Here is a 13288-nt window from a genome sequence, read left to right as displayed (position 1 = left end):
AGGTTATCCACAAGTTAACCACAACCTCAAAAAAGCCCGCGAGCACTATTATATCAAAGTGTGCGCCGGTTTTTGTGAATATTTTAAGTCACTTATCCACTGTTGTGAATGCTGGTTGTGGAAAACTTGTAAAAAGTGATGATAACGGCATTTGTAAACGCTAAATTAGTGAAATTATACTCATTAAAAATAAGTATAAAAAAAGTTATACACAATACAAGAAATTGGTGTCTAATTATTTTACAAAATATATGAGGAAAAAGCTAAGTTAACATTCGATATTTTGCCCCTTTTTAGGAATAATAGACTGTATATTTGTAAATAAAACGTTTTAAAAACGGATGATTTTTGGAAAATAACTGAAAGTTAGGTAAAATGTCGTTAATTTTGCAAGGTTTAACCTAATTTTAAGATAAAACCCCAATTTAACAGACTTTTGCTTATTACAATTTGTTTTAACAGGTTATCCACATTTGCATATGTATTGATTTAATGGGCTTTCTCAACAACAAATCAGGAGTTATTAACAAGTTTTCCACAGAAAGCAGTGGAATACGTGGACTTTTCCCCTAGTTGTCCACAAAATTCTGTGAAAAACTTTGGCGTTGCTCCTGTATAATATAAGGAAGTTGGGAGATACTTAATTATGAAAAAATTATTTAACAAATTGACGCCACCTCAGGTATTAACGTTTGGATTTTTGGCGATTATATTTGTTGGGGCTTTTATATTAAGGTTGCCTATTTCACAGCAAACTGGTGCACATGTTAATTTCCTTGATGCACTGTTTACTTCCGTATCTGCTACGACAGTTACGGGATTGACTGTTGTGAATACGGCAGCAACGTGGTCAACGTTTGGCCAAGTTATCTTGTTGATTATGATCGAGATCGGTGCGCTTGGTTTTATTACGTTTGCCGTCTTGCTATTTGCGATAACCGGCCAACGGGTGGACTTAAGAGCGCGGTTGATGGCGCAGCAAGCGCTAAATTTACGTAATTTAGCGGATGTTAAAAGTGTATTATCATACGTCTTCTCGCTATCAGCTATTATTCAGATTGTTGGTGCGGTACTGATGTTGCCTGACTTTGTGCCCCGTTTTGGGATGACAAAAGGTGTTTATCTGAGCGTTGCCTCGTCTATTTCGGCATTTGGAAATGCGGGATTCACATTCTTTGATCAACCAGTGACGTTTTTACAAAATGATCCGTATGTATTGATCATTTGGATGTTGTTAATTATGGCAGGTTCATTAGGTTTCCTAGTTTGGCGAGATTTATTACTATTTTATAAGCGGCGACGAGTTAGTTTACATACTAAGGTAGCTTTGCATGTATCTGGTTGGTTAATCGGGTTGAGTTTTGTCATGTTTTTATTTACGGAGAATTTCTTGGCACCTTTAGCAGATACCTCATCGATTGGTCACCGTATTATTGATAGTCTGTTTTTGGCCGTTGCGCCTCGTACAGCGGGTCTAGATGTTGTGCCTTTGACCAATGTCTCAACGGCGGGTATTATGATTATTACCCTACTAATGTTTGTTGGTGGAACGCCAGGTTCGACCTCTGGTGGTATTAAAACAACTACACTGGGTATTTTATGGATGCAAACATTAGCCGCATTACGTGGTCAGGAACAGGTTAACTTTGGTGGGCGGCGTTTTAGTCCAAAAGTTGTGATTAAGGCAATGATGCTAGTCGTTATTTCGATTGTTTTCGTGGCGATGGCTTCACTTTTGCTGACGATTACTGAGATAATTCCTAAAGGTCAAGGTATGGAATATATTGTCTTTGAAGTTATTTCTGCTTTCTCAACAACAGGATTTTCGTTGGGCTTAACCTCTCACTTGACTAGTTTCGGTAAAATCGTGATTATGATTGTCATGTTTATCGGTCGTGTTGGTCTGTATACTGTGATGTTTTCAGTCATGAATATCCGTGATAAGCCAAAAAGTTATCAATATCCGACTGAGGAAGTAATTATTGGCTAAAAAGTGACAAATTTCGTACACTATATAGGTAGAAAATGATAGGAGTTTAAGCATGTCAGAAATCAAGATGATTGCCTCAGATTTGGATAGCACCTTCTTTAATGATAAAAAGCATTATCATAAAACCCATTTTGCGGAAGTTTTGGACAAGCTAACTGTACAAGGTGGTCATTTCATTATTGCGTCTGGTCGCGATGTTGATTCTGTTGACCCCCTTTTTAAGTCGTTTGCCGGTCGGTATGATTTGGTGGCTGATAACGGTGCTGTTGTTAAGACGGCGGATGGCGAATTACTACAAATGGTTGGTTTGCACGTGGCAGACGTTACGGATATCATGGCAGTTGTCAATGAAATGCCGTTTGAACCATTGCATGGTGCTGTTTTTACCGGGGCTGAAACAACATTTATGTTACAATCGCAAGCAAGTTTGAATCTATTGCATAAGGCAACAATGAAAAAAGTGCATGAAAATTTACAGTTCATCGATTTTGTGGATCAAATTCACGAACCTATTTTAAAAGTAACGATTACCTTTGAGACAGAGAAAACACAAGAGTTTATTGACTTAGCAAGATTACGTTTAGGCAGTCGTGCGCATGTCACGACATCTGGTTATGGATCGGTAGATATCGTGGCGCCAAATATTAATAAGGCAAATGGCCTACAAGTACTAGCTAGTCATTATGGATTGAAATTAGATGAAAATTTGGTAGCTTTTGGTGATGGATTAAATGATGCTGAAATGTTGAAAGCAGCCGCCTATCCTTTTGCCATGATTAATGGTGATGAATCACTAAAGGCCTTTTATCCGTTAGCTGTTGATGATAATAATCATGACGGTGTCTTAAAAACGGTAGATACGCTAATCAAATAACAATATAAAAAGCCAGCCTTGAACTGAACCCCGTAAGTTGGAGTAATTTCCAAAACTTACGGGGTTCAGTTCAAGGCTGGCTTTTTCTGTGTATAAATATGCATTTAGGAGATCCGCTAGAATTATCGTAACAAACCCATCTATTTAACCCTGTTAATAATTTGTTCCCCTATAAAGGAACGCGTGTGAAAGTAATGGCGTGATAATTAACCATTGTATTGTGATGAATGTTACAATGATTAGAAAATAAAAAAGACCCGTTTGGCACGAATCTTTAAAACTTATTATGATAATTTGTCCATCGCATCATTTAATAACTGGTCAACCGTGATATTACCATGGCTAGTAGCGTGACCTTTAACCCAAATAAATGATAAACGCGGTGCAATTGGCTGAATGAGCGCGTAAATTTGTTGCCAGGCTTTTAGATTGGCAATTTCACCAGAACTTTTACGCCAGCCATTAGCTACCCAGTTATACATCCAATTGGTAACAGTATCTAGCACATACTTAGAATCACTAACAATTGTGACTGGTGCTGACACTTTTGCGGCTTGTAGTAGGGCGTTGATCAGTGCGAGTATCTCCATCTCGTTGTTGGTACGACCCCAATCTGCGCCGCTATCAGTGAATACCGGTTCATTGAGGTTAGAACCACGGTAAATCGCGATGGCCCAACCAGCTTTATCGGTCGTTTTGACGTGACCACCAGCCACATTGCCGGTATTGCGACTACCACCATCAGTAAACATATAATACTGATTAGGATCGGCACGAAATGTACCGTTATAGGCAGTGGTGTATTGGCGTGATGTATCATTTTTCGCTGAAACCTGGCTATCAAACCATACCTGAGCTGCGGATTTGGTAGTAAATCCTTTAAATTTTGGGGCTGGTTTTGTTTGTGTGTAAGCTTTCACTGCTGACCAAGGCTTGGTATAAAGGCCTTCGTATTGATTACCAACAATAGCATATGTTTTCATTATAAATCGTCCTTAATCATGAAGTTATTGCCTCTAATAATAACGTATTTTTCCTTTGTTTGCCAAGTTGACAGGGCTATTTGTTTCAGTGTAGTATAACAGTACAACACTGAAAGGAGCCAATATGGAATTTAGTTCAAATCAACCCATATATTTACAAGTAGCAACTTGGTTGGAACAACAGATTCTTGAAGGAAAATATCCAATTGGTCATAAGATTCCAGGTGTCCGTGACTTGGCAGTTCATCTGATTGTTAGTACACGTACAGTACAAAATGCCGTTAATCAGTTAGTGACGAGTGGGTTAATCATCACAAAACGTGGGCAAGGCAATTTTGTGACTGAAGATGCCACCAAGATTGACAATATTAAATTGAATAAGAAGATGCGTATCACGCAAGAATACATTAATGAAATTATGCATGTTGCACAGGCACAAGAAATACCGGACTTAGTCGCAAATGCGATGAAAGAGTATGAGGGCGCACGGGCTAGGAGGAACAATGTTACAGGTTAACAATTTGCATTATACAAAAAGCCGCCACGTTATTCTGCGTGGTTTGAGCTTTAAGATACCAACACATCGTACGGTGGCTTTGCTGGGAGAAAACGGTGTTGGTAAGACAACTTTAATGCGATTAATTTCAGGGATTATTGAGCCCAATCCACATTCAGATATCATGATTGACGGTATCATGGGAGCAAAAATAAAAGCGCATTTGTCATATGTTTCGACACTAGACTGGGCAAATAACTATGATCGTGTCAGTGACATTGTAGACTATTTTAAGATGGGATATCCGGATTTCAATGAGAAACGGATGAATGAATTGATTAAATTCATGCGTATCGACCGTACGCGCCGCATTGCTAAACTATCAACGGGAACAATTGAAAAATTACTGATTGCCTTAACGATTTCGCGGGACACATCGGTTTATTTATTAGATGAGCCTTTTGGTGGTGTTGATGTGATTGCACGTAAAAAAATTATGCAGTCTTTGTTACACTGGTTACCTGAGGAAGCTACAGTACTTATTTCAACGCATTATATCCAGGAAATTGAAAATTTGGTAGATGATGCGATTATTTTGAAGGATGGTCGTTTGCTAGCTTATGAATCTGTAGAAAAGATTCGTAAAGAAGAAGGGTTGTCATTAGAAAAATACTATACACAGTTGTATATCGAAGATAATGGAGGACGTGAATAATGTTAACCAACACACGACTCTTTAAAATTTTTGCGAAAGATTCCTTAAATCATAATCTATTTATTATCGGGGTTGGCGCCATTGTCGGTATTTTTATTTTTATTTGGCAATTATTACCTTTTGTACCGCATGCAGAAATTACCGGCACAATAACACCAACATCGTTTACCGATCGGTTAATTATTTATGTGGGGACGTTAGTTATTGGTATTAATTTGCTGCTTGGTGCGCGCATGTTTATTTCGGCCGCCAAGTCGTGGAATAAATCAAAATACATTTTGTTGCCTGCACAAGTTTGGCAAGTGGTTGTTTGGAATTTAGTTGCGCGCTTTGTAGTCGGCTTATTTTCGATATTTGTGACGTCTATTGCGTTCTTAGGACTCGAATGGTTCTTGAATTCTTCATATCATGCGGGTATTGTGGGCGTTTTAACGTCGATTCCGCTGTCCGAAATTGGTATGGCGTTTGATGCGACGATTGCCCTTTATTTGTTTGTTAATTTAGCAGTGGTTACAAATAATTGGTTGATGGGGTTCGTCAGTGATAAGTGGCAGCAACGCGTAAAAGTCTTAGGATTGATTACGATGATTTTTATCATGGGTTATGCAATTTCTTGGGTACCAGATAACTGGATCGCTGATATAATCGTTGATATTATCATGCTTGGACTAATTTGGTATTTGTTAAGATATCATAATGAAGCAAAATAATAAAAATAAAGGTCGGAACATTTTGTCCCGACCTTTTAAATTGCACAAGTTCTTGTTACAAACCAACTTCAAAACGTCTTTTGTTGCGCTCTGCATAAACGCGTTCCAAAAATCTGAAGCCTTAATGTAACAACAATGGCGCAATTCTGCCTCTGCGCTGCGCTACGAGTCAAAACAGCACCATAATTGTTACAACCGGCTTCAAAACAATTTTTGTCACGCTCTGTATAAACGCGTTCCAAAAATCTGAAGCTTCAATGTAACGAAATTTGTGGCATTCCTGTCCTACGCTGCGCTACGGCCAAAAATGCCACAAACCACGTTACACACCAGCTTCAAAACAATTTTTGTCACGCTCTCTGTTAATGGCTGATTTTAATATTACTAAGTTTATGGTCGAGGTGGCTGAAGACGTGGTGGTCAGCGTAACCGACGAACATACCTTGTAAGAAAAATGAAAATAGGGTACCGATGTTGATGGCGGTTATCTTGCCTGAAAATGCCCAAACAAGTAATGAAATCAACATTGGAAATGAAAAGTTGATAATTTGAGAAATTGCCGCATTGCCTTTAAAAAACATAAATCGCGTTAGATTTGTCAAATCATCAATTGGATGAAGAATGAATTGCAACCGTTGGGTGATTGATACACCAAAGCCAATACTGATAATCCCAAGAAAATCAATAATGATTCGCCAAGCTAAGGGGAAAGTTTCAAGAACCGCTAGACGCGTTGAAACAATTCCGATAATACCACTGAAAGCAACCACGAAGATAATATTACCAATGACGTGTGGCCAGTCAATACTGCGTTGCAGGATGCAGACCAACGTTGCAGCTAAAACACCGTAAAAGAATAAAAATGTACTAATTGATGTGCCCGTGACATTGGCAAGATTAGCTGCAGATGCGGTCCAAGGTGCTGAACCCATGTTAGTCGCAACTGTAATACCATTGCCAAATGTATTAAATAGTAGTCCTGCTAGAAAATAGATGACGATTTCATGTGAAGATAGTCGCCGAAGATGCCCGTGTTCGTTATACATAAAATACCTCTAGAATAAATAACCTTGGTTTTCATTCTAACAAACTTTTGGTGAAGTGATTGACAAGTTTTGAAGGAATACTGATGTTCAGCAAGTGTTAGAAAAATTGAACAGTGATCAGGGGTTGCCCGGTAACAGGTTAAGTTGTCTCATATTGTCAGGTAATTTTATTATTGTTCGGGAAAAGCGTGTTAAAGTTCGCTTTTTGCTATTAATCAGCACCTTTTTACGAAAAAAATAAGATTTTCTTTGATTTTTTACGGGTATATATAATACAATAAATTGGTTGTTTTAAAATTGAATTATTTATTAAGGGGTCTGATTTACATGTTTGAGCGTTACTTCAAGCTATCTGAATCAGGAACGTCTGTTAAAACTGAGTTATTAGCTGGTTTAACAACTTTCCTATCAATGGCTTATATTTTATTCGTTAACCCTTCAGTACTTGGTGCAACAGGTATGGATAAAAATGCTGTCTTTGTTGCCACAGGTCTAATTGGTGCTATTGCAACCATCTTTATGGGGCTTGTTGCCAAGTACCCATTTGCGATTGCTCCCGGACTAGGTATCAATGCTTTCTTCGCTTATAGTGTTGTTATTGGTATGGGAATCAAGTGGCAAACTGCTTTGGCAGGTGTCTTTGTTGCCGGCGTGATTTTCTGGCTATTGACGGTTTTCAAAATCCGTGAAACCATCATTAATGCCATTCCGGCTGACTTAAAAGCAGCTATCGCTGGTGGTATTGGCTTCTTTATCGCAATGATTGGTTTAGTTGACGGTGGCGTGATTGCTGCTGACAAGTCAACTATTATTGGTTGGGGTGATTGGAGTGATCCTAAGGTCATGCTAACGCTTGTTGGTGTGTTGATTTCCTTTGCGCTATATGCTCGTAAAGTGCCAGGAGCTATCTTTATTGGAATGGTTGCAACCTCAATTATCGGTTTGGTTACAGGACTAATTCCGATGCCTTCATCAATCGTTTCTGGTGTCCCAAGTTTGGCACCAACTTTTGGTCAAGCTATTTTCGGGTTGCAGGATGTGTTTACCTGGCAGATGATACCGGTTATTCTGACATTTTTGCTAGTGGCATTCTTTGATACAGCTGGTTCGTTAATCGGAATTGCACGTTCTGGTGGATACTTGGTCAACAATGAATTGCCACGTGCAGGTAAAGCATTGATGGCTGATGCCATCGGTATGTTGGGTGGTTCACTTTTGGGAACATCACCAACAACGGCTTATGTTGAATCTTCAACGGGTATTGCCATTGGTGGTCGTACCGGATTAACATCACTATTTACTGGATTGTTCTTATTATTGTCATTGTTCTTTTCACCATTGCTAGTTGTTGTGACATCTAATGTGACAGCATCAGCATTGATTATCGTTGGTGTTTTGATGGCAAGTAATTTGGCCGAAGTTGATTGGAAAGACTTCCCAATTGCTGCTGCATCATTCCTAACAGTTTTGGGTATGCCATTGTCATACTCAATTTCTGATGGTATTGCATTAGGATTTATCGTTTATCCATTGTTGATGCTAGTTACAGGACGTGGTAAGAAGGTTCATCCAATTATGTATGCCTTGGGCATCATTTTTATCATATTCGTTATTATCTTACAAACAAATGGTTGATTGTTTCATGTGAAACAAAAAAAGTCGGGACATTTTGTCCCGACTTTTTTATATAGGAAAATATTGTAAATCGTTTTATAAATTTATTGCCTGTTAATTGAGCTCGTGAGCACTGGCGCCACCTGCAATAATGGTCAACATGTCATCCATAGAAATATCGACCATATTGCGAATGGCATTGTCAGTATAAAAACCAATGTGTGGTGTAATAATTGCATTTGGCAATTCCAAAATCGTCTTCAAATAGTCATTTTCAAATGGCTTTTCTGAGAAGTCATCACTAAATATATTGGCTTCACCTTCAATAGTGTCTAGCCCAGCAGCTGTAATCTCATGATTTTGCAAAGCAGCAATTAGCGCAGGTGTATCCACCACACCGCCACGGGAAGCATTAATAAAAATAGCACTTGGCTTCATTTTTTTGAATATGCTCTCATCAAACAGGTGGTAAGTGCTATCCAATAATGGTGTATGGGTCGTCACAATATCTGCTTCTTTATACACAGTCTCGTGATCGACATAATCTAAAATACTATTGAGTTCGGGACGGTGGACAGGGTCAGCAGCAATGACAGTTGCGCCTAATGCTTTGAAAATTCGAGCGACTTCACTACCGATTTTACCAGCACCAATAATACCGACTGTTAAATCGTGAATTTCACGGGCTTCTAGACCTTCCCAGGTGAAATTGTATGATTGCTCGCGACTTTGTGCAACATGCAGATGGCGTAGCAGCCACATAGTTTGTGCTAAGACCATTTCCGATACTGAACGTGGTGAGTAAGCAGGAACATTCGTGACTTTTAATTTGTTTTGAGTAGCTAAATCTAAGTCGATCGTGTCATAACCAGTGATACGTAATGTAATTTGCTTAATGCCGAATTCATGTAATTTTTGGTAAACAACGGGATCATCAATTAGATTGTCCTGTTCGGTAGAAATACCATCGTATCCCTTGGCTAAATCGACTGTATCAGGGTTTAACGTGACCTTATTAGAATCTACCTCCACATCTGGATGGGTTTTTAGCCATTCTTTAACAACAATTTCTTCATCATCCATGATGTTATACAGTAAAACCTTTTTCATTAAATATCTCCCTTATCGATGATAACTAAATCTAAAATGACAGCTTTGAGAAAGCAGCTACTGCTTTTTCAAGAGTCGCCATGTTTTGTGTGGCCGCAATGCGGATATAGCCTTTACCAGCTTCTCCAAATGCCTGACCAGGAATAACTAGTACACCAGCTTTTTCAAGTAAATAATTACTGAATTCAATATCATCCATACCAGTAGCAGAAATGTCAGCGAAAAGATAAATACTACCAGCAACTGGTAGTATCTTTAACCAGGGTAGTTTATTGAGTTCAGTTGTTACATATTCTAGACGCTCACCAAATTGTGCTATTAATGCGGGCGTGATTTCATCAATATGTTGCAGACCATACGCACCAGCTGCTTGTGAAACACTTGGAGCTGAAAAATCAATTCCTTCATTGAGCAGACCAGCAGCGGCAATAACATCTGCAGGACCAATCAAGTATCCAATTCTAAATCCGGTCATGGCAAACACTTTTGACAAAGAACCGGCTACCAAAGTATGTTCAGGTGTAAGTGATTCCAAAGGAATGAAGTCGTTATCGCCATAGACAAATGGCCAATAAACTTCGTCAGCAAGTAGGTAGATATCATTTTCTTTAGCCAAATCGGCCAGTGCTTGTAAGGTTTCTTGATCATAAACAGCACCGGTCGGATTATTAGGTGTGTTAACTAGGATGGCTTTCGTTTTGTCTGTAATTGCTGCAGCGATATCTTCCTTGGTTGGTTGGAAGTTGTTTTCAGCTGTGCAGTTAACAACAACAACCTTTGCGTGATGAGCCTCAATTTGTACTTCATAAGGTGAAAAGTAAGGTGAGAAGATGATGACCTCATCATCAGGATTAAGAATTGCACCAAAAGCTAAAAAGGTCGCATGACCAGCACCGACAGTTGCTCGGACATTTTCTTTAGCATAGGTTAGATTGAAGCTCTTTTGATAAAAATTAATAATCGCATCAAGATATTCTGGATCACCATCGCTAGCGGTGTAATGTGTTTTTCCCACTGTTAAAGCATCTTTGGCAGCATTTAGAATTGGTTCAGGTGTAATCATGTCTGGATCACCGATTGATAGATTGATAACATCAGTCATTAATGCTGCATTCTTACCAATATCAGACATGATATTGGCAGCTGGATTTTGAAATAAATTAGAAAGGCTACGTGCCATGTGAAATCCCCCATAAATTCTCATTTTATTTTAATCATATTATACATTTTTTTGGTGGCTTGTGCGAAGAATTTTTTGAAAATATACACAAAAATTGTATTTTAATACATAGGAAAGGGCATAATTAGTTCATTGTTTATTCGTAATAATAACTAAATTAATTGAAGGGCTTTTCATTGTAACCGCTTTCTTATAATGTTAAATTAGTGATATTTAAAACAAGCTTAAGAAAGGACGTGGTTGTCATGAGTCATAATAACGGATTGGTAAAGACTGTTGTGACTGATGATAATCAAGTTAAGGTGTTAATGAGTGCTAAAAGTGATAAGGACACTGTTTTCGATCCAACAATTCACGCGTACTTTAACTTAGGTCAGGAAAAGACAATTAAAAACCAAGAATTGACAATGAATTCAACGCAACGATTGAAGTTGAATAAAGAAAAGGTGCCAACTGGTAAATTGCTCGATAATAAGGGAGCCTATGACTTCTCTGAGGCTAAGCCATTGAAGGACCATCTTGATCCGTTGATGAGTACCAAGGAGCAAGGCTTTGATACGATGTTCAAGGTTAATCCAGATAAAGATAAGCAAATTGCTAAGCTATCTGATCCAAAAACAGATCGTTCAGTGACCTTCTTATCAGAACGTAATGGGTTGGTCGTTTATTCGGGTAATGCGATCGACAAGAAGTTAACGTTTGAATCTGGAGCTGGTCATCAGCATGCGGCAATTGCGCTAGAACCACAAACGCTACCTGACGCGGTCAATCACCCAAGCTTTGGGGACGTTTCACTAAAATCAGGTGATGCCAAGACGAAGGAAATTACTTACCAGATTGATTATTAGTTATGTATTTTGAGATTGGGACAAAAAGGTCCCAATCTCTTTTTACTTAAAATGATTTGATAATTACTGATCTGCCAACTCTTTTAGTCCAGGATTTGTTTGGTAAAGTTTAATGACCATTTTGACCAGTTCAGCAACGGTTAAGTCTTGGCCACGCTCTAGCCATAGTGAAAAAAGATCCAGGGCGCCAAACAAGCGAAATTCAATTAAGTATGGTTGATAGTGGCTTTTCTTTCCCTTATCAAGGTGAAATAATTCAAAGTTTAACTTGTTTTTGAGCGTTGCGGTAAAATGAGATTGACCATGAGGACCCAATAAGGCGTTAACTTCTACTGCACGTGCTTGATATAAATCAACCAAAGCGTTCATAAAGTAGTATTCGTTGTTTTCTTCTGTGATGGTAGGACGTTTACTTGTAATATAGGTTAAAAGCTCTTCTTCCAGTTGATTCAATAAATCATCTAAATCTAAGAAATATTGATAAAAGGTCGTGCGGTCAAATCCAGCTTTTTTGGTGACAGATTGGACAGATATTTTTTCGAATGATTTTTCTTGGTAGATGAGACAAAAGGCAGTTATCAAGCATTGTCGCGTTTGCGCAGACTTTTTTTCATTTTTATTACTCAAAACAACAGTATCCCCCTTACGTGTTGTAGTGTTTTGTTGTGTGACTTGTTATCTTATAAGTGTAAAGGTACAACGTGTTGTTGTACAAAGTCAATAATAGTGTGTAATAGCCATAATTTAAGGAGGAACCTTTAATGAGTGACGTACAATATTCTTTCACATTAAATGGTGAAACATGGAATAAAAAGCAATTAGAACGGTTAGAATATGAACGCAATTTACACATTTTGCATTCAATGAAGCAACATGGCATTGATATTAAAGATGGCAACCAGACTTTAAGCGATGATGATATTGATTATCTAACTACGCAAAAGGCGTGGGATGTTTCAATTGACAATCGTTTGGAACATACTGGTGAAGATATTATTAATATTTATAAAGACTCAATCAAAAAGTCTGATGAATTCTGGAAAGAACTTGGCTTCAGTCAAGATAAACCAATGAAGGTTTCTAGAACTGAAATGAAGGTTAGTGGCGTTAGTCTGAAAGAATACATGGCTATGATGCGTTCTATGCAAACAGATGACCGAGTTGGTTTATCTGTTCATCCTGAGCACTTTATTTGTTCAGTGACTTGGGACGACGGTCAATTAGTTGGGATTGAACCTTTTGGAATGTACGGTACGCCAACCTTAGTAGAAGTTAAGATGGTTCCAGACGAAGAGTTAGGTGATGCGATTAAAGCCGACAAGGATCCTGAGTACCCAATTGCAATGGCTGGGGAAACGTTTTTGACCGGTGGTGAAGTTGCTGTGAACATTCCATTCCATCAATTTAAGCCAACCGAAGATGGTTTTGAGGCTAAGATGGCAGTTTATTGGCCAGAAAATACACCTGATGAAATTGTAGATGGTCATGCTTTACATTTGGCCATGGAATTTTACGGTGGTTTAAAAGAAACTGGTAAATTAGATTAATATATTTTTCGTAAATTAGTAAAAAAGGTTGGCACATTTTCTTGTGTGCCTGAACTGAACCCCGTAAGTTGGAGTAATTTCCAAAACTTACGGGGTTTTACTATGTTTTCAAAAGAAGTACAAATTGAAGCTGTCACAATGTATCTACAAGGTATTCCGCCTTATAAAATACGGA

General features: G+C 38.4%; 13 protein-coding genes. 8 read left to right on the top strand and 5 right to left on the bottom strand.

Going from position 1 to position 13288, the window contains the following annotated elements; genetic code table 11:
• Positions 1-646 precede the first annotated feature (646 nt).
• Positions 647-1990: a TrkH family potassium uptake protein gene (locus NGR58_RS03745; RefSeq protein ID WP_258088311.1), complete on the top strand. Its 1344-nt coding sequence runs from the start codon at positions 647-649 to the stop codon at positions 1988-1990.
• Between the two features lie 52 nt (positions 1991-2042).
• Positions 2043-2864 (top strand): HAD family hydrolase, encoded by an 822-nt coding sequence (locus NGR58_RS03740; RefSeq protein ID WP_258088310.1) that lies wholly within the window; start codon positions 2043-2045, stop codon positions 2862-2864.
• Positions 2865-3148: 284 nt separating this feature from the next.
• Here NGR58_RS03740 and NGR58_RS03735 read toward each other — a convergent pair whose 3' ends face one another.
• The gene (locus NGR58_RS03735) at positions 3149-3847 is read right to left on the bottom strand and encodes a ribonuclease H family protein (protein WP_258088309.1); all 699 of its coding nucleotides are present in this window, start codon (positions 3845-3847) and stop codon (positions 3149-3151) included.
• A gap of 124 nt (positions 3848-3971) precedes the next feature.
• Between NGR58_RS03735 and NGR58_RS03730 the strand changes: the two genes are divergently transcribed.
• From NGR58_RS03730 to NGR58_RS03720, 3 genes are read left to right on the top strand one after another with little or no spacing between them, the layout of a single operon-like run.
• On the top strand, positions 3972-4364 hold the full coding sequence (locus tag NGR58_RS03730) for a GntR family transcriptional regulator (protein WP_258088308.1): 393 nt from the start codon (positions 3972-3974) through the stop codon (positions 4362-4364).
• A complete protein-coding gene (locus tag NGR58_RS03725; protein WP_258088307.1) occupies positions 4351-5058 on the top strand; it encodes an ATP-binding cassette domain-containing protein in 708 nt (235 codons plus the stop codon). Before NGR58_RS03730 ends, NGR58_RS03725 begins: the two co-directional genes overlap by 14 nt.
• Positions 5058-5768 carry a hypothetical protein gene (locus tag NGR58_RS03720; protein WP_258088306.1) on the top strand — a complete coding sequence of 237 codons (711 nt, stop codon included), beginning with the start codon at positions 5058-5060 and terminating at the stop codon, positions 5766-5768. Before NGR58_RS03725 ends, NGR58_RS03720 begins: the two co-directional genes overlap by 1 nt.
• 362 nt (positions 5769-6130) lie before the next feature.
• On the opposite strand, the gene NGR58_RS03715 is transcribed toward NGR58_RS03720, so the two are convergent.
• Positions 6131-6814 carry a hypothetical protein gene (locus tag NGR58_RS03715; protein ID WP_258088305.1) on the bottom strand — a complete coding sequence of 228 codons (684 nt, stop codon included), beginning with the start codon at positions 6812-6814 and terminating at the stop codon, positions 6131-6133.
• A 327-nt stretch (positions 6815-7141) separates the two neighbouring features.
• Between NGR58_RS03715 and NGR58_RS03710 the strand changes: the two genes are divergently transcribed.
• Complete coding sequence (locus NGR58_RS03710) at positions 7142-8449, top strand: NCS2 family permease (protein ID WP_258088304.1); 1308 nt, start codon at positions 7142-7144, stop codon at positions 8447-8449.
• 93 nt (positions 8450-8542) lie between these two features.
• Here the strand turns inward: NGR58_RS03710 and NGR58_RS03705 are convergent, their stop codons facing one another.
• Together NGR58_RS03705 and NGR58_RS03700 are read right to left on the bottom strand one after the other, a co-directional pair.
• Complete coding sequence (locus tag NGR58_RS03705; protein ID WP_258088303.1) at positions 8543-9538, bottom strand: D-2-hydroxyacid dehydrogenase; 996 nt, start codon at positions 9536-9538, stop codon at positions 8543-8545.
• Between the two features lie 31 nt (positions 9539-9569).
• Positions 9570-10718 carry an aminotransferase class I/II-fold pyridoxal phosphate-dependent enzyme gene (locus tag NGR58_RS03700; protein ID WP_258088302.1) on the bottom strand — a complete coding sequence of 383 codons (1149 nt, stop codon included), beginning with the start codon at positions 10716-10718 and terminating at the stop codon, positions 9570-9572.
• A 245-nt stretch (positions 10719-10963) separates the two neighbouring features.
• Here NGR58_RS03700 and NGR58_RS03695 point away from each other — a divergent pair, with 245 nt between their 5' ends.
• The gene (locus NGR58_RS03695) at positions 10964-11566 is read left to right on the top strand and encodes an aldose epimerase family protein (RefSeq protein WP_258088301.1); all 603 of its coding nucleotides are present in this window, start codon (positions 10964-10966) and stop codon (positions 11564-11566) included.
• Positions 11567-11629: 63 nt separating this feature from the next.
• Here the strand turns inward: NGR58_RS03695 and NGR58_RS03690 are convergent, their stop codons facing one another.
• Positions 11630-12193 carry a TetR/AcrR family transcriptional regulator gene (locus tag NGR58_RS03690; protein ID WP_258088300.1) on the bottom strand — a complete coding sequence of 188 codons (564 nt, stop codon included), beginning with the start codon at positions 12191-12193 and terminating at the stop codon, positions 11630-11632.
• Between the two features lie 134 nt (positions 12194-12327).
• On the opposite strand from NGR58_RS03690, the gene NGR58_RS03685 reads away from it, so the two are divergent.
• On the top strand, positions 12328-13113 hold the full coding sequence (locus NGR58_RS03685; protein WP_258088299.1) for a hypothetical protein: 786 nt from the start codon (positions 12328-12330) through the stop codon (positions 13111-13113).
• Positions 13114-13288 lie beyond the last annotated feature (175 nt).

It is taken from the genome of Weissella fangxianensis (assembly GCF_024718545.1).
In the GTDB taxonomy this organism is placed as follows: Bacteria; Bacillota; Bacilli; order Lactobacillales; family Lactobacillaceae; genus Weissella; species Weissella fangxianensis.
This window is presented reverse-complemented; position numbering and strand designations above follow the sequence as displayed.